Origin of the sequence: Litorimonas cladophorae (assembly GCF_014652455.1) — a bacterium.
GTDB lineage: Bacteria > Pseudomonadota > Alphaproteobacteria > Caulobacterales > Maricaulaceae > Litorimonas > Litorimonas cladophorae.
The window spans coordinates 368,164-384,388 of record NZ_BMYV01000003.1 but is presented as its reverse complement, the minus strand read 5'-3'; the positions used below and the strand labels follow the sequence as shown (position 1 = coordinate 384,388).

The window sequence follows — 16,225 nt, the reverse complement described above, 5'->3', positions numbered from 1 at the left end:
CGCTTTATTCGGCAGCTAGCTTTATGTCTTCGTCAGGCTCATAAACGAGAATGTCGGCGGGCTGACAGTCCAGCTCGCGACAGAGCGCATCAAGGGTTGAGAACCGCACAGCGCGGGCTTTACCTGTCTTCAAGATCGACAAATTCGCGAGCGTAATTCCGACTTGGTCGGCGAGCTGCGTGAGCGACATTTTCCGGTCCAATAACACCCGGTCAAGATTGACTTTGATCGCCATCAGATCGTCAACTCTTGTTCAGCGCGTAGCGCCGCACCGTGTCGGAACGCTTCCGAAATTGCTGCAATGATGAAGATAAAGAACCAAGTGCCCACGCGGATATCAAGACGAGAGCCGTCGACATTACCACAACTTGCATCACCATCACCGCCCATGACGAAAAAGGCGATCATGCGAAAAACTTCTGTTGCGGCAATGATCATCCAAATGTTGCGAAGCCGCGCGACATTTTCAGGCAGGAACGGATCGCCATGGATCACCGCGGCGACGACGCGGCGCAAAACCGCCAAAACAAAGAACCAGCCCGCGGCGACAACGGCCCCTGCGAAGCAGCGCGCAGAGAGACTACCCGCATCTATTGGGCGTGCGGAATCTGCAATCAGACTTTCGCGGAGCCCGCTTGGCACCACCATAATAATCGCCATCAATAATAAGATAACGAAGCCAATGCCCAGTGCGACCTGCCCAACGATTAACAAGATCGCCAGCAACTTTGCCATCGGTGCGTCGGCGGGTCCTATTTCAGTTTCAATTCTCATACACATATTGATAAACAATAATCCCTAACATGCAAGCATTGCGGACATCGTCTGAGCGCTCTAAGCCGCCTCCATGACAAAACACGCGCTTAAACCCAGTACTAAAATTGTTGTGGCTTCACATAATGCAGGCAAAGTTCGTGAAATCCGCGATCTCCTTGCGCCTTTCGGGTTAATCACAGTTAGTGCGGCAGAATTAAACCTGCCCGAACCCGAAGAGACAGAGACGACCTTCGCCGGCAATGCGCGGCTCAAAGCCGTTGCGGCCGCAGATGCGTCAGGCCTGCCAGCTCTATCGGACGATAGCGGTTTGGCAGTCGACGCATTAAATGGCGAACCTGGAATCTACGCCGCACGTTGGGCAGAATTGCCGCGTATCGAAGCCGAGACCTATGGGCAGCGCCGTGATTTTGACATGGCGATGTGGCATGTGAACGATAAATTAGGCGACACCAAAAATCGCAACGCCCGCTTTATCTGCGCGCTTTGTTTGGCGTGGCCGAAGGGCGAAACTTTCGTCTATGAAGGCACTGTTGAAGGTGAAATGATCTGGCCACCACGTGGCGAGAAGGGCTTTGGGTATGACCCGATGTTCCAACAGCTGGGACAGACAAAAACATTCGCGGAAATTGACCCCGCGGCGAAACATGCTGTCAGCCATCGCGCCGACGCTTTCGCAAAATTTCTCGCAGATCAATTTCCTGATCATGATGCCTAGCGCTAGATGAGCTCTCAGATCATTCCCAATAGAATTATGGAGGGGGCCAGCGCGCCGCTCGCGATTTATATCCATTGGCCCTACTGTGCACGGATCTGCCCCTATTGTGATTTCAATGTCTATAAGCGCAAAGAGGACACGGCTCTCTTGCCTGCCATTTTGCGTGACCTCGAACATTGGCGAGAGTTGACGGGATCACGGACAATTACCTCTATTCATTTTGGGGGCGGAACGCCGTCGCTGATGTCGCCCGTCCAAGTCGGTGCGATTATTGATAAAGTTGCCGACCTGTGGACATTCTATGCCCCTGAAATTGCGCTGGAGGCCAACCCGCACGAAATGAGCGCTGCGGATTGGCGCGGTTATCGCGATGCGGGCCTGACGCGCATGTCGCTCGGAATTCAAACTTTTCATGATCCTGCGTTGAAATTTTTGGGACGTGATCACGATGGCACAACCGCCCAGTCGGCGCTGGATCTGGCTCTGGACATATTTCCATCTGTTTCTGCAGATATAATCTTCGGTTGGGCGGGACAAACGCCGAGGATGTTGGCCGATGATTTGCGGAGGGCCCTGGATGCGGGCACCCAACATATTTCAACTTATCAGCTCACCATTGAAGACGGAACGGCTTTCGCGAAAGCGGAGGGCCGTGGGCAAGCCCGAGCTGTCAATACGGACCTGTCGGCTGACCTCTATGATCTCGTACGCGACACATTAATAGACGCGGGCTTTGAGCATTATGAAGTCTCAAACTTTGCTAAACCGTCACATCGGTCCAGGCATAATCTCGCCTATTGGCAGGGTCTGGACTATGTTGGTGTGGGGCCGGGCGCGCATGGTCGCGTAACGCAAAACAACAAACGCACCGCAACGATCGCGCATTTGACGCCGGGCGCTTACGCGCGCGCAGTCACCGAAACGGGTGCGGGCATAGATAGCCGTGAAGTGTTGAGCGCCTCTGATTGGGCATCTGAGTATCTCCTCATGGGATTGCGGATTGATGAGGGTATTTCGCTGCGGCGATATCATGAAATATTGGGTGAGGACCTAAATGAAATTGAGCTAAATGCCCTCGTAGAAGACGGTCTCCTGACACGCGCCGACGACAATTTAAAGGCCACCTCCCACGGTCGACTTCTACTCAACGCCGTAACGGAACGTCTGCTGCTGGCTTGACGGGGTCTGCAAAATCTATTTCCGAAATTTCGCAATTAGCGTAGGATATTGCATTGTATAGAGAGGCCTTTGCCTACCGTGGGCGGCCCAGTTTGGTATTCCATGATTTTTCGATCTTTAGCACTAAGTGTCGTATTGACGACGTTGGCGTCTCAAGCTTTGGCCCAGGTCACGCCTTTGAATGCGCCCGTTGCGACGTCTAAATTTTACACCCAATCCCCCACCAAAACTGTCTGGAAAAGTGAGGCCAATTTCTCGGCCCTACTGCAGGCCTTGGACGGTCTAGGCGCGCATGGATTAAACCCAAATGACTATCACTTGGACGCGTTGAAATCGTCAACGATTGCAGACGAAAAAAGAGATCAACTTGCCACCGATGCGTGGTTTTCCGCAGCCGCCCATATGCTTTACGGAAAACTTAATCCGACATCGGTCGAACCCGATTGGACAGCGGCGCGACGTGAGGCCGATCTCCCTGCAGCTCTTCTGGCTGCGTTAAACGCGGGGACGGTTGCCAGCAGTTTGGAACAATTTGCGCCCAAACAGCCCAGCTACGCTGCGTTAAAAAAAGAACTCGCCGTCCTGCGCGCAGACGCCGAAAAGCCACAGACATTGATCCCGACGGGGGAGACGCTGAAGCCGAACATGTCAAATGCACGTGTGGGCCTCCTCAAATTGCGCTTGGTCGAACTTGGGTATTTGACGGCCGCCTCTGATGGCCTCCTTATGGATAGTGCGACGACAGAGGCCGTGAAAGCCTTTCAACTCGCTACGGATTTGGATGATGATGGCGCCGTGGGTCCGGCGACCTTGGCGGCGCTTAATCGGGGCACGGCTGGCAAGCGCAATCAATTGCGTGTGAACATGGAGCGGTGGCGTTGGCTTCCAGATAATTTGGGAACACGTCACCTGCGCGCAAATATTGCGGGCTTTAACGTCACAGCTTGGAATGAAGGCGTGCAAGAGAGCACCCATTTGACGATTGTCGGGCGCACATATCGGAAGACACCTGTTTTTTCTGACGTTGTCGAATATATTGTTTTGAACCCGTGGTGGGAAACGCCAAATTCGCTGGCGACCCGCGATAAACTTCCGACATTCCGCAAGGATCCGTCTGCGGTCGAGCGCCTCGGCTTTCAGATCTTGGACCGTCAAGGCCAGCCTGTACCTTCGGCTTCGATTGATTGGAACAATGTTAGTCCACAAAACTTTCCTTATCGCATTCGTCAGCGCCCCGGCGATTTGAACGCTTTGGGGAAAGTCAAAATCATGTTCCCGAATGTCCATAATGTCTATCTTCATGACACGCCAACCAAAGGCCTTTTCGCCCAAAGGCAACGTGCGTTTTCTTCAGGTTGTTTACGTACAGAAAACCCGCTGGACCTCTCAGCGTGGCTTATGAATTCACCCGACTGGGATCGCGCGCGCATTGATAGTGTCGTGGCGACGGGAAAAGAAACCCGCGTCAATCTGCCCAAGCCCGTGCCTGTTCATATTCTTTATTTCACGACCGTGAGTGAGGGTGAGTTTGGCGTGCGATATTTGGATGATATTTACGACCGCGACGCCAAGGTGCTCTCTGGTCTTAATGCAAAACCTCGGACGTCTTAGCGTCTATTTAAAAGGCATTTCCTATATGAATAAAATGAAATCGATGATCGCGACCGCACTCGGCGTTAGCGGTCTAGCTTTCTCTTCTGGGACGGCACATGCCGCCGATAGGGTTGGGTTTACGATCTCTTTTCAGGGCATCACAAGCGACCTGTCCATCTTGATGACCAGCGTCATGCCGTCCGAAACCCTCATTATGAAAAGCCAAGCAAGCCCGACGGTCGCCGCTGGTGATCTGAGTTTTTCAGACAAAGGCTGGAAATGGCAAGCCCCGTCTGAACCGGGACGTCATGAGATGACCTTTGATAAAGATGGCGAGAAAATAACACTTCAAATTTTCGTCCTGACGCCCTTTAAAAACGCCGAAAACGCGTCGCTTAATGGTTATAAAATTGGCGCCTATCGCAAGACCTTGTTTAAGGACCTGCCGACCTATGCTGCGCCGAGAGGGTTTATTGACTTATCCGATGGCCCCGCGGATTTAAAAATCTCGCCGCATTTCACTTTGGGACAATTCATCTGCAAGCAACAACCTGGGCATGATCCGACATATTTGCTTGTCAGGCCAGAAACCTTGATCAAACTTGAGACACTTCTAGAAGCAGCGGCAGCCCGGGGTTGGAAGGCCGATACGCTGCATGTGATGAGCGGCTTTCGGACGCCCCATTACAACCGCTCTATCGGGAACCGTACGACGTCTTCTCGACATCTTTATGGCGGCGCGGCTGACGTTTGGTTGGATGGTGACGGTGATGGTCGCATGGATGACCTCAATGGCGACGGTAAAATTGATAAGGATGACGCGCGAAAGTTAGCTAGCCTTGCCGAAAGCCTCGCCAAGAAAGGCGGCCGTGATTGGCCTTTTGGCGGCATCGGTATCTATGGGTCTACTTCCGCGCATGGCCCTTTCATTCATATTGATTCGCGCGGATATTCCGCGCGCTGGGGACGTTAGACTCCGCCATTTTTGAACTTTATCTATTCGGCCTAAAGCGACGGGCCGTAGGATTATTGGTCAGATCGGGAACCTTTCCGGGCTTTGCGGTTTGGTAGAATGAGCCGCCTTAAAAGTATGTGGGCGCTTTGGCGCCGCAAACTTGGCATGAATCGTGAGATTGGCTGACCTTTTTGGGGTTGTCTTCTCCCTACCAGAAGGCCGAACGAACATTATTGATATCGTTTTTTATATTTGGAGTGCCGGCCTCATCGTGGGCTCATTGATCCCCCTCATGCCAGAGCAAACCTACTGGTTGAGGGCTTGGACCTATGCGCGTTTGCAAATGCTGGCGCTGCTGACGATCACGGCACTTATCCTGATCTTAGGATATGGTTTGCAAAATTCTTGGCATTTGGCGCTTTTGGTCGCCTTTATCCTGTGCGCCATTTTGTGTTTACGAGATATTTTACCATTCACATCGCTAGGTCAAAAACAGGTGCCGACGCTCAACCCTGATCAGGGTCACATGCCTCTGCGGCTGTTGGTAGGCAACGTCCTGATGGAGAATGACCGCTTTGATGCCATGTTAGATAAGATCGAGACACATGACCCAGACATCGTGTTTCTTGTTGAAACAGATCAGAAATGGGCTGACGGCCTCGCCGTCCTCAAGTCGCGCTTTCCTCACACTTATCTGCTGCCGCTGGAAGATTTCAATGGCATGCTTTTCTACTCAAAATTTCCGATATTGAAGGTGGATGAACGTTATTTGGTACAGGATCATATTCCGTCTCTGACGATTGATCTGGATATTGGGCAGGGTGAACCCTTGCGGTTCTACGGCGTCCACCCGCGTCCGCCGCGTCCCGAAGATGACACCGCCGATCTGGATAAGGAACTTATCTTGATTGCCGAGGAAGCGGGTCAACATGCGAGCCCAATCCTTGTGACGGGTGATTTGAATGATGTCGGGTGGTCCTCAACAACCAAGGCGTTCCTGCGCATCAGTGGCTTGTTGGATCCGCGTCGGGGACGCGGGCTTTACAATAGTTATAATGCGAAAAACCCGCTCGTAAGATGGCCGCTAGATCATCTATTTATTTCGGATCATTTCGCGCTGCAAAATGTCCGAAGGCTAGATGCTTCGGGTTCAGACCATTTTCCACTGGTCATTGAATTGGGTCTTATGACGGATGCGTAACGCCGGCTTCTATCGGCGCTTGGTTTTCGAAGAGGATCTTGAGCGGCGGCAGTCCCATAGCAGAGCGTTCCGCATTGGTCACCTTTAATTCCAGATCATCGATGATGATCTGAACGTCAGCATTGGTAACAGCACGGCGCAATTGCCCGTAATTTGGCGTCGCCATTAGGCGCGTTTCGACGCTTCGCTCCGCCCGCCGTTTCGCGCGCGTCAGATATATTTGCTGGCAGGCATCTTCAGCCTGCAAATTTCACAGTCGTCGCCGCAGCGCGCGCGGGTTTATTTGTCGGGGCATCTTTGCCTCATTTCCGTGCTGCCTTCGTTTCGTTTTCAATTACTTTGGGAAAGATTTTAGCCCGTAAAACGGTGTGTTCGCGCGGGTGGTCAGGCTCGGGTGGAACCCATTAAAAGTTAGTTTTGAGCCTTCCCACTGTTTCCATTGTAAAGACCCCACGCGACGACGCCTTTCTCCTGGTGCAATTCTGTTAATTAAGGATCGAATATTGGGCCAAGGCTGCCCATTTTTCGATATTTCTATTTTTTGTGAAAACAGAAATGGACGAATTGGCCATACCATCCAGTCTCGCGACAAATAGCTCTCGTTAGGCCACCCAAATCCTACGACGTTACCCGCGAAACTCCAATGACAAGCGCCGCTTCCCACCGAACAAGACAACGTACGCTTGGTCGCCCGTTGTGAAAAGACCATCTTAAAATGACGCAGAATTCGACGACGGGGAGACGATTGTCAAAATTTTCTATAAGCAATTGAAATGATTGTATCTAGGTTGCGCAATAAGCTGGATTATTAGGGCCCGCCTCGGTCGAAAGACCCTTTCGGGTGTTGGCGTTTTGCCGATATGGACATCGTGACATCTGAATTGGAAACCAATTCCAGCCTGCAATTCAGTTAATTTTTACGAAGCTATATTAGGTTTGGCGCTGGGAGGTCAGTTCGGGTGGACAACTTAGCATTCTGGATATTGGTGTTTCCGCTGCTCTTGGTGGCCGTATTATATTATCTCGGGTTTTTGAGCGTTGGATTAGGTTTTGTCGCAACGGCTTTCAAATCCAGAGGGATTGTCGGCAAAACAATTCTTCTAACCATCGGCCTTGGCATCATTTCATTCCCGTTTCTGGCAATTAAGTTTCAACATTTCAAGGCGGATAGGAAAGCCGATCAAAGGCAGGAACAGCTCGCCAAATTGGAGAGAATTTCTCTCACCGGACGCATGCCGAGAAAATTTGTTACGGTTGGACGTTACCATCAATCGCATATTGATTTGATAAAAAAAGAAAGCCGCATGGTTCAATTTCCGCAAGTTGAGAATGATCGGCTCGCCAAAGCTTATCGGCAATATCGACGTGCCGAATTTTGCCATTCGCATTCTGCGGGGAAAACCCTTTCGCGAAAAATAAACATCCCAATCTGCCGCGATCTTCCCGACTCAATTCACGCGGTATTGAACCTGAAAGAGCCTGTCTTAATTTTCGCAGAGGGCTCCAACACGTCTTTTCTGCGGAGCAATACTCATGTTGGGAAAAAATATGAACTGCGGCTAATCACGCCTACGGATGATCAGCTTGTCGATTATTATGAAGACAGAACCTTGGAAAGACCGGCTGGAATTACAACTCCATTCTCTTCGGGTTACGCGCGTGATCCAGATGCGTCTGAACTCCACATCATCGACTTCATAAAAAGAAACTTAGACGGTGCGTGATGATGACAAATTCGCCGCATAATTTGGGGATATCCGATCAAAAAGCCGAAGGTCGAGCCATTGGCTGACCTCATTCAAAAAACCATCACTTTCATTTTTGGCGCTGTCTTCGTCGTGACGATTTGTGGCTTCATTTACAAACGTCACGCTGAAGAGTGGGAGGTGCTCGCAGGCGCCTATGGAAGGTCTTGGAGAAGGCCGATTGCTGTCAAGAAACGGAGGTCCATGGTCCTATATGCCAAGGGTAAACCCGCCCGGACATATGCAGGAATTTTGACGATCGGCGTTTATTCGGATGGTATCGGATTAAAACCAATTCGCTGGCTCGCCCCTTTTCACCGCCCTATTTTCGTGCCTTTTACCGACATAGAAGGATGGCAACAGCGGTGGTATTGGGATGCCAAATCTGTGGAATTGTCATTTGTCAAAGCGCCTAGTCTTCGCACCATCATGCCCGCAAGTCAGATCGCCTGGGTTTCGGCTCAAGGTGCGACTGACATCGACATTTCGCCGGAAAGACCTGACACAGGAAATTGGCCATATGCGACACAGCTCATCGCTATTGTCGCGCTCTTGCAGGTTATTACGCTCTGTGTCTTTTTATACGTCAAAGCCGACGGAGATTGGGCTCAAATATGGTCAATGCTGGGCCCAAACAATAGAGGTCAACACTGAGTTCGTTGGGTTCCAATGCAAAATAAAGCGGAAGGCGGGCCTTAACTCCCGCCGATTACTGTGCGTGGGGCAGGGTCCACCACAACAAAGCGTCCGTTCAAGATCTGGTAAACCGCGAGGCCGCGTTCTGGACGTCCGTCTGCGTCGAAACTGACAAGGCCGTCTACACCGTAAAAGCCTTGTTGATTTTCCGCGCGATCATAGCGCTTCTTCGGGTCGCCATCGGCAACATAAGCGCCCATCATCACCGCATCATAGGCAAGGCTTGCCAGCGTTGAAGCTGTTTCACCATAGGTACGATCATAGGCATCCAAGAACGGTTGTTGCGTGTCCTTATCTGGCCCTGCGAACAAACCGCGGCTGAGGGCGGGTTCGCGGACGGTGTCGGGATCGGCCCAACGTGACGTGCCGATAAATTGCACGTCTGCTGGATCAATATCATAATAGGGCAGCAGCGGGGCAAGGGAGCGTAAAGCGGTTCCGCCTTCGGGCAGGAGAATGGCTTCAAAACTCATCGGTGTCGTATTATTATTTCGTCGCGCGAGCGCTTCCCCTTCGGCGTGGAAGCGCGCGAGTTTTTGCGCAGGCGCCTGCATGACGCTGATGTCGTTGCCTTGATAGGTTTCGGAGGCCGTGACTTCGCCAAAGTTCTGTTGAACACGCTCTTCATAGGCGGCCTTCACACGGCGGCCATAGGCGCTGTCAGGGCCTAGGAAGGCAAAGCGGGTCGTGCCTGTGCTAGAGACATAATCAACAATGCGCTGAACTTCGGCCTCCGGCGGGAAAGACAGCAAATAGGTGCCATTGCCCGCAACATTTTGATCCGTTGAAAATGCAATAACAGGCGTTTTGGAGCGGCGGGCCTCGGCTGTGGCCGCTTTCACATTATTGGCCAAAATTGGCCCGAGGATGACATCTGCCCCCGCTGAAATTGCGGCCTTGGTCGCCGAACGTGCGCCGTCTTCTGTGCCTTTGGTGTCCAGTGCAATCAGCAAGACATCTGTGTCATCGCGCGCAAATACGGCCATTTCAGCCGCGCGATACATAGATTGCGCTTCTTGTGCGAGGCGCGAGGAGGACGTCGAGAATGGCAAGAGAAGCGCGAGGCGTTTGGTGTCGCGCCCAGCCATATGTGGCGGGGTCAGGCCATCGCGGTTATTGTAATAGGTGCCTTCGGGAACGGCTTGTACGCGTTCTGGCTCATCGGGAATGTCCGTGCTTTCGGCGCGTGTTTCATTGACGACCGTTTCAGTTTCGTCTGGAACTTCCGTTTCCGCATCTGTGGGCGTCGTGACGACCGGATCGACGGGACGCTGGACGACAGGGGCCGGGCCTTGCGTGGTTGTGGGGCCCGTGGTGGTACAGGCCGAAACAAGGGCCGTACACGCCAAAAGGAGCGCAATTTTTAAAGAGTGGCCAAACGGATTTGGGTTGGGCATGTTCGGTCTAACTTTCTTACGCATTCGCGCGGATCATCATTGTGTCTATTTCATCTTCTAAGCCGCACCAGCCCGGCCCGCAACACCCGATAAGGGAATTGGGCCTGCCTGATACACCTCATTTGGAGCCTGGCCTCTATGTCGTGGCGACGCCCATTGGCAATCTTCGCGATATCACCTTGCGCGCCCTTGATGTTTTGGGCGCAGCGGACCGCGTTTTAGCCGAGGACACCCGACAGACAGGCAAACTCTTTGAGGCCTATGACCTCAAAAACCAGCTAACCGCCTATCATGACCATAATGCGGCAGCCCGAATCCCGCAGGTCATGGGCTGGCTGGCCGAGGGGCAAAGCGTAGCCCTCGTCAGTGATGCGGGGACCCCGTTGGTGTCAGACCCAGGATTCAAGCTCGTCCGCGAAGCTGTGGCCCAAGGGCATAATGTATTTCCGCTGCCGGGGGCGTCGGCCGTCTTGGCAGGTTTGGTGAAGTCGGGGCTTCCAAGTGATCGCTTCCTCTTCGCGGGGTTTTTGCCCGCCAAATCCGCAGGACGAAAACGGGAGGTCGAAGCCCTGAAATCGGTGCAAGCCACGCTCGTCTTCTTCGAAACTGGTCCGCGTATCAAAGCTTGTCTCACCGATATGGCCGAAGTTCTGGGTGAACGGGATGTGGTCCTAACCCGGGAACTCACGAAACGTTATGAAGAGTCTCGGGTGGGCAGTTTTGCCGAGTTGATTGCTTCGGTTGAGGTCGATCAACCGCGCGGCGAATTGGTGCTTTTAGTCGGCCCTCCGGGCGAAGACACGGGCTGGGACGACGCGCGCGTGCAATCTGCCCTCGAGCAAATCATCCCGGAAGACGGAGTCAAACGCGCCAGTGCGCAAGTCGCCGAAATGTCGGGATGGGCGAAACGCGATGTCTACGCGCTGGCTTTATCTCTTAAAAAGTGAACTTGCCTGCATGAGTGAACGCCGCCGTCAAATCGAAGCCGAAAGCCGTAAAGCCGAAGACCATGTGGCGCGTTGGCTAAAGCTTCGCGGCTGGAGAATTCTGGCTCAACGGTTCAAAACACCTGAAGGCGAGGTCGACATTATCGCCCGGAAGAAAGATGTGATTGCCTTTGTCGAGGTCAAACAGCGTGACCGCATCTCAAAGACAGAAGATATCTTAACCGCCAGCAATATTTCTCGCGTCATGGAAGCCGCCGAAATCTGGGTCGAGCGGAACTTTGAAACCCTTGGCACAGAATTCGAAATCCGCTTTGATTTGGCGGTGATCGAAGGGCGGTTAACGTCCTTCTCCCGCGTGCATTACACGGCTAATGCGTTTACAGGGTTTTAATAGAATGTGCCAGTTCGGGTAACCTTCCGTTCACCCTGTTCCTTTACACTTCTGGTTATGAAACATCTCATCCGCCCTAGTTTTGCTCTTTTTTTGGCTGCGACCCTCTCTGGATGCGCCGTTGCGACGGCGGGCGTAACCAAGGGAGACGAGCGTAGCTTTGTGCGATCCGTTAAAGACGTTAACGCGGGCCGCGTGATCGAGGCGCGTATGACACGGGCGTTGGATTTCAACCTGAAAGGTGTCGACGTCGAAGTCGCTGAGGGCATTGTGCTTCTGTCTGGGAATGTTCCGACGCAAAAAGATAAAATCGAAGCTGCCCGCATTGCGTGGTCAGCGCGCGGCATTCAACAGGTTGGGAATGAAGTCCTGATCAAAGGTAAGCAATCATTCGTTCGCAATGCAAAAGACGGAATTTTAGAAAAGTCGGTTCGCGCCAGATTGACAGCGGACAAGCTGGTGAAAGCGCGGAACTACAACGTCGAAACGCATGATGGCATTGTCTATCTGATGGGCGTCGCCCGTACCGATCAAGAGTTAAAGCGTGCCGCAGAAATTGCTGCCACGACACGTGGTACACGGCAGGTTATTTCTTATGCACGTATTGCAGATCTCCCCGCTTCGAAACGCTTAGAGTTGCAAGCCAAAGCCGACGCCATCATTACCCCACGACGTCAGTTACCTAGCATTTTGCAGGTCGCCCCAGATGGTCCGCTTCCCCAAGCGCCGACATATCAAGCGCCTTCCTATGATGCCCAAGGCCCTGCACCGATTACCAATGTGCCTTTAAACCAACCCATCCCATTTAACGCGCCAACGGCACCTCAACATATTGAGATGGGAGAACGCCTTGGCAAAGAATTGCCAACAGATGATGAGTTGGGCGCTTATCGCACGGGTCAAGCGGGTGAAGCCGTTTCTGTTATCGAGAGCGCGCCTTACTACGTTGATCCAGACACGGGTAAAGAAATTCCTATCCGTTATGATGCCGATGGAAATATGTTGCCCCTCGTCATTCGTTAGCTTGGTCGAAGGTCGTTACAAACGATCTAACGTCTAACAGCCGTAAGTCGCGGGCACATCCTTTGTCCAACCGACCGTATAGCGTCCGTTATGTTCAATGACGGGGCGCTTCATGAGTGTCGGGTTTTCAATCAACAGCGCGACCGCAGTGTCGCGCGATAGACCTGATTTGACCTCATCACTCAAACCACGCCAAGTTGTACTCTTCTTATTAACCAACGCTTCGAACCCAAGGGTGGCTTCAAGAGCTTCAACGGTGGGCCGATCCAGACCGTCGGCGCGGACGTCGTGTAATACGGGGTCGTGACCTGCTGCCCGCAACGCTTTGATGGCTTTGCGGCACGTGTCGCAGGTTTTTAGGTGATAGATTTTCATGCGGTTTTCGGCTCGCTCTGCGACAGGATGAAGTCGCGCATTAAGGTGTAAACGTCGTCTCGGGATAGATCATTATGCATCTCGTGTTGCGGCGTCTCAAAAGCGTGAAACTCCACTTGTTTCGCTGCGTGCGCGAATCTCGCCGACCCGTCAAACCCTGTCAGCTGATCGGCTTCTGAATGGAGCAGTAATAAAGGTCGATCCCATTCGCTTGCTCGGGCTTCAATATTTTCACCCGTGCTGACCATACCCTCGGCTAAGCGGAATCCTAGCCTGCCATGACAAAGCTCATCTTCCATATAGAGGGCTTGTTCAGCGGGAATATTCGAGATTTTTGTCCCATCAATCGGTTGAGACATCGCGCCATTGGGGTTTATTTTTCCAATCAGTTTCGCGATGACCCGCACTGGCTTTGGAATGGGCTCGGTTAATTTAATTAACGGTGCGCTGGCGATGATCGGCATCTTATCTAATCTTTGCAAATCATGGTCCAAGACCAATCCACCGCCCATGGAATGTCCGTAAAGCACCATCGGCGTGTCGACATAGAATTTTCGGGTTTTGCTTAGCAGGGCAGCCAAGTCGGCGCGGAAGTCATCATAATGATGGATAACCCCGCGCGGGCCGGGACTGCGGCCATGTCCGCGCAGATCGATTCCAACAACGGCGATCTTATGCGCATTAAGATAGGTCGCCATCAGTTCATATCGGCCGCAATGTTCACCAAATCCATGGACGAGCGCCATGACCGCTTTGGGTGCCTCGACGGGCCAATGACGTCCGATGAGTTGCGTCCCGTCGGTGGAGTTGCAGGTAAAATCACTCATCGTACAGCTGTCCCATAAGCGAATAATTCCGCGCCACCACCGACACCGGCTTGCTGTGCGGAAGACCCCACACGCGAAAATTCGAAACGCACATTATGAACCTCGCGCGCGCCTGCGGCGTCTGCTTGTTCCAATAAACGGACAAGGGCTTCGCGCCGCGCACGGTCCAACATCACCTCATACATGGAAATATTTCCACCGACTAACATGATAATGGAGGCGATAAAGCGACGGAAATAATCAAATGCGATCACGACTGACCCTGTGACCAGCAAGGGCTGGCCCAGGCCATCAGGGATCGTTTTCAAATTAGTCACGACCAAATAGGATAGCGCAGCTTCGCGCCTGTCCAATTGTTCAATATGTTTTCGTTGTGCCCGCGTGCCAAATATCACGCCGATAATTAGCAAGAGCGCACTGAAGCCGAGCTCGTACATTAGGCGATCACCACAGCCGTGCCGTAAACATAAAGTTCTGACGCCCCATTTGTGATGGCACTGGTCGAGAAGCGAACATTAACAATAGCATTTGCGCCTCGGATCTGGGCCGCTTCGATCATACGGGCGGTGGCTTCTTTGCGCGCGTCTTCAAGCAATTCCGTATATCCGCGCAGCTCTCCGCCCACGATGTTTTTCAGACCCGCCATCAGGTCGCGCCCGACATGTTTAGCGCGGACAGTATTGCCCTGAACCAGTCCGATGTGGCGGGTGATTTCAGAACCAGGAATAGTTTCAGTGTTCGAGAGGATCATGCGGTAGCCTTTATAAGTTGCTCTATTCCCTGACACAAAAAAGCCCCACCGCGCAAGGCGCGACGGGGCGAAGTGCGTTTAAAACGCTTTGAGATTTATTTCGGCATCAACACTGTGTCGACAACATGAACAACGCCATTGGATTGCATCACATCGGCGATTGTGACGGTGGACACACCGCCCTTTCCATCCGTAATTTTCACCTTTGACCCATCCAAACGGAACTTCAAATCGCCGCCTGCAACAGTTTCGGCTGTGTAAGACCCGCCGTTCTTTTCGATTTGTTTGACCAGATCTGACGCGGTCATTTTGCCGGCAACCACATGATAGGTCAGAATCCCTTGCAGTGTTTTACGGTTTTCGTCCTTCATCAGGGCGGCCGTTGTTTCTTTTGGGACGGCTTTGAACGCTGCGTCGGTTGGCGCGAAGACGGTATAAGGACCGGGGCGCGATAACGTATCGGCAAGCTGCGCTTGTTTGACCAAGGCGACGAGGGTTTTCAGATTATCGGCTTGCCTTGCGTTTTCGACAATTGTCTTTGTCGGCGACATGGCTGCGCCGCCGACCATGACGTTAACGTTCATGCTGGCTTGCAATTTGTCGGCTTCCGCTTTTGCCTTTGCGGCAGCTTGCTTCATTTCGGCCTCAGCCTTGGCGGCAGCAGCTTTCATATCGGCTTCTGCGGCGACGGTTGTTTCGGCGACCTTATCGGCCATTTTGGAATCTTCTGCGCCACAGGCGGTGAGCGCTAGAGCAAGGACAGATACGGATGCAAGTTTCAAAAAGTTAGTCATATTAAGTCTCCAATTGTGGGGGGAGGGGGCTGGACTGCGGTCTATGACACGCGTCTAAGGCTTTTTTGTGGCCAACAGCTTCGGTAGGGGTGGTTCCGGCGGGGAGGGAAGAGACGCCGGAACCGTTGTTAGAGTTTGTGTTGCGCTATTTCGGCATCAAGACCGAGTTCACCACGTGAACGACGCCATTAGATTGCATGACATCGGCGTTTGTCACGGTCGCCATGTTGCCTTTGGCATCAATAACTTTCACTTTGCCGTCCATGACGCGGAATTTCAGGGGCGACCCCGCGACGGTGTCTGCGGAGAATGACCCGCCATTGGCTTCAATTTTGCCAATCAAATCGGCCGCTGTGATTTTACCGGCGACGACATGATAGGTCAGGACGCCTTGCAGCAATTCGCGGTTCTCATCTTGCATCAACGCCGTCGTTGTTTCGGATGGGACATAGGAAAAAGCTGTGTCGGTTGGGGCGAAGACCGTGAACGGGCCGTCGCTGGACAATGTCTCGACGAGTTGCGCTTGTTTCACCAAAGCCACCAATGTCGTCAGATTGTTTGCGGCGCTGGCGTTCTCGACGATTGTCTTGTTGGGATACATCATCGCACCGCCGAACATTACGCCTTCGGCTTTCGTGTCTGTTGTGGCTTCAAACTGATCATCATCATCCATGCCAAATGTTTGCGCATCGGAGAGTTCAACATCTGACCCATCGGCTGTGGAGCTATACTGGTCATTGTCATCAACGCCGACGGAGTATTTGTTATCTGTGGAGGCGCAAGCTGTGAGCGCGAGTGCCAAAGCAGATACGGAAGCGAGTTTCAAAAAGTTAGTCATGTATGTCTCCTAGTGTGGGGG

At 52.6% G+C, this 16,225-nt stretch carries 20 protein-coding genes; 10 read left to right on the top strand and 10 right to left on the bottom strand.

Translation table 11 applies throughout. The features are described 5' to 3' along the window. Positions 1-4 precede the first annotated feature (4 nt). Together IE073_RS13715 and IE073_RS13710 are read right to left on the bottom strand one after the other, a co-directional pair. Positions 5-235 carry a helix-turn-helix domain-containing protein gene (locus IE073_RS13715; protein ID WP_189587093.1) on the bottom strand — a complete coding sequence of 77 codons (231 nt, stop codon included), beginning with the start codon at positions 233-235 and terminating at the stop codon, positions 5-7. After that, positions 235-774: a DUF2975 domain-containing protein gene (locus IE073_RS13710; RefSeq protein WP_189587092.1), complete on the bottom strand. Its 540-nt coding sequence runs from the start codon at positions 772-774 to the stop codon at positions 235-237. The genes IE073_RS13715 and IE073_RS13710 overlap by 1 nt, the downstream gene beginning before the upstream one ends. Before the next feature lie 73 nt (positions 775-847). On the opposite strand from IE073_RS13710, the gene rdgB reads away from it, so the two are divergent. The 5 genes from rdgB (at position 848) to IE073_RS13685 (ending at position 6,420) form a co-directional block, all read left to right on the top strand. Beyond that, positions 848-1,492 (top strand): RdgB/HAM1 family non-canonical purine NTP pyrophosphatase, encoded by a 645-nt coding sequence (gene rdgB / locus IE073_RS13705; RefSeq protein WP_189587091.1) that lies wholly within the window; start codon positions 848-850, stop codon positions 1,490-1,492. 6 nt (positions 1,493-1,498) lie between these two features. Further along, complete coding sequence (hemW, locus tag IE073_RS13700; protein ID WP_233350105.1) at positions 1,499-2,671, top strand: radical SAM family heme chaperone HemW; 1,173 nt, start codon at positions 1,499-1,501, stop codon at positions 2,669-2,671. A 102-nt stretch (positions 2,672-2,773) separates the two neighbouring features. Further along, complete coding sequence (locus tag IE073_RS13695; protein WP_189587090.1) at positions 2,774-4,282, top strand: L,D-transpeptidase family protein; 1,509 nt, start codon at positions 2,774-2,776, stop codon at positions 4,280-4,282. Positions 4,283-4,307: 25 nt separating this feature from the next. After that, positions 4,308-5,237, top strand: a complete 930-nt coding sequence (locus IE073_RS13690) for a D-Ala-D-Ala carboxypeptidase family metallohydrolase (RefSeq protein ID WP_189587089.1) — start codon at positions 4,308-4,310, stop codon at positions 5,235-5,237. Between the two features lie 160 nt (positions 5,238-5,397). Next, a complete protein-coding gene (locus tag IE073_RS13685) occupies positions 5,398-6,420 on the top strand; it encodes an endonuclease/exonuclease/phosphatase family protein (RefSeq protein WP_189587088.1) in 1,023 nt (340 codons plus the stop codon). Here the strand turns inward: IE073_RS13685 and IE073_RS13680 are convergent. Next, positions 6,404-6,586, bottom strand: a complete 183-nt coding sequence (locus IE073_RS13680; protein ID WP_189587087.1) for a hypothetical protein — start codon at positions 6,584-6,586, stop codon at positions 6,404-6,406. The genes IE073_RS13685 and IE073_RS13680 overlap by 17 nt on opposite strands. 793 nt (positions 6,587-7,379) lie before the next feature. Between IE073_RS13680 and IE073_RS13675 the strand changes: the two genes are divergently transcribed. Both IE073_RS13675 and IE073_RS13670 read left to right on the top strand, forming a co-directional pair. Next, positions 7,380-8,144 (top strand): hypothetical protein, encoded by a 765-nt coding sequence (locus tag IE073_RS13675; protein ID WP_189587086.1) that lies wholly within the window; start codon positions 7,380-7,382, stop codon positions 8,142-8,144. Positions 8,145-8,204: 60 nt separating this feature from the next. Continuing rightward, entirely contained in the window at positions 8,205-8,819 is a 615-nt protein-coding gene (locus IE073_RS13670) for a hypothetical protein (protein ID WP_189587085.1), read from the top strand. Between the two features lie 41 nt (positions 8,820-8,860). Here IE073_RS13670 and IE073_RS13665 read toward each other — a convergent pair whose 3' ends face one another. Then, positions 8,861-10,258: a penicillin-binding protein activator gene (locus IE073_RS13665; RefSeq protein ID WP_233350104.1), complete on the bottom strand. Its 1,398-nt coding sequence runs from the start codon at positions 10,256-10,258 to the stop codon at positions 8,861-8,863. A 41-nt stretch (positions 10,259-10,299) separates the two neighbouring features. On the opposite strand from IE073_RS13665, the gene rsmI reads away from it, so the two are divergent. Genes rsmI through IE073_RS13650 form a run of 3 tightly spaced genes read left to right on the top strand, consistent with a single transcriptional unit; the run spans position 10,300 to position 12,619 of the window. Continuing rightward, a complete protein-coding gene (gene rsmI, locus IE073_RS13660; protein WP_189587083.1) occupies positions 10,300-11,205 on the top strand; it encodes a 16S rRNA (cytidine(1402)-2'-O)-methyltransferase in 906 nt (301 codons plus the stop codon). Between the two features lie 10 nt (positions 11,206-11,215). Next, positions 11,216-11,596, top strand: coding sequence for a YraN family protein (locus tag IE073_RS13655; RefSeq protein WP_189587082.1), 381 nt, complete (start codon positions 11,216-11,218; stop codon positions 11,594-11,596). Positions 11,597-11,653: 57 nt separating this feature from the next. Beyond that, positions 11,654-12,619, top strand: coding sequence for a BON domain-containing protein (locus IE073_RS13650; RefSeq protein ID WP_189587081.1), 966 nt, complete (start codon positions 11,654-11,656; stop codon positions 12,617-12,619). Between the two features lie 33 nt (positions 12,620-12,652). On the opposite strand, the gene IE073_RS13645 is transcribed toward IE073_RS13650, so the two are convergent. The 6 genes from IE073_RS13645 to IE073_RS13620 form a co-directional block, all read right to left on the bottom strand. Then, a complete protein-coding gene (locus IE073_RS13645) occupies positions 12,653-12,994 on the bottom strand; it encodes an ArsC/Spx/MgsR family protein (RefSeq protein WP_189587080.1) in 342 nt (113 codons plus the stop codon). After that, entirely contained in the window at positions 12,991-13,821 is an 831-nt protein-coding gene (locus IE073_RS13640) for an alpha/beta hydrolase (RefSeq protein WP_189587079.1), read from the bottom strand. The genes IE073_RS13645 and IE073_RS13640 overlap by 4 nt, the downstream gene beginning before the upstream one ends. Next, on the bottom strand, positions 13,818-14,258 hold the full coding sequence (locus IE073_RS13635; protein WP_189587078.1) for a YbjQ family protein: 441 nt from the start codon (positions 14,256-14,258) through the stop codon (positions 13,818-13,820). Before IE073_RS13635 ends, IE073_RS13640 begins: the two co-directional genes overlap by 4 nt. Further along, entirely contained in the window at positions 14,258-14,572 is a 315-nt protein-coding gene (locus tag IE073_RS13630; RefSeq protein ID WP_189587077.1) for a YbjQ family protein, read from the bottom strand. Before IE073_RS13630 ends, IE073_RS13635 begins: the two co-directional genes overlap by 1 nt. A gap of 95 nt (positions 14,573-14,667) precedes the next feature. Continuing rightward, complete coding sequence (locus IE073_RS13625; protein WP_189587076.1) at positions 14,668-15,366, bottom strand: fasciclin domain-containing protein; 699 nt, start codon at positions 15,364-15,366, stop codon at positions 14,668-14,670. A gap of 145 nt (positions 15,367-15,511) precedes the next feature. After that, positions 15,512-16,204, bottom strand: coding sequence for a fasciclin domain-containing protein (locus IE073_RS13620; RefSeq protein ID WP_189587075.1), 693 nt, complete (start codon positions 16,202-16,204; stop codon positions 15,512-15,514). Between the last annotated feature and the right edge of the window lie 21 nt (positions 16,205-16,225).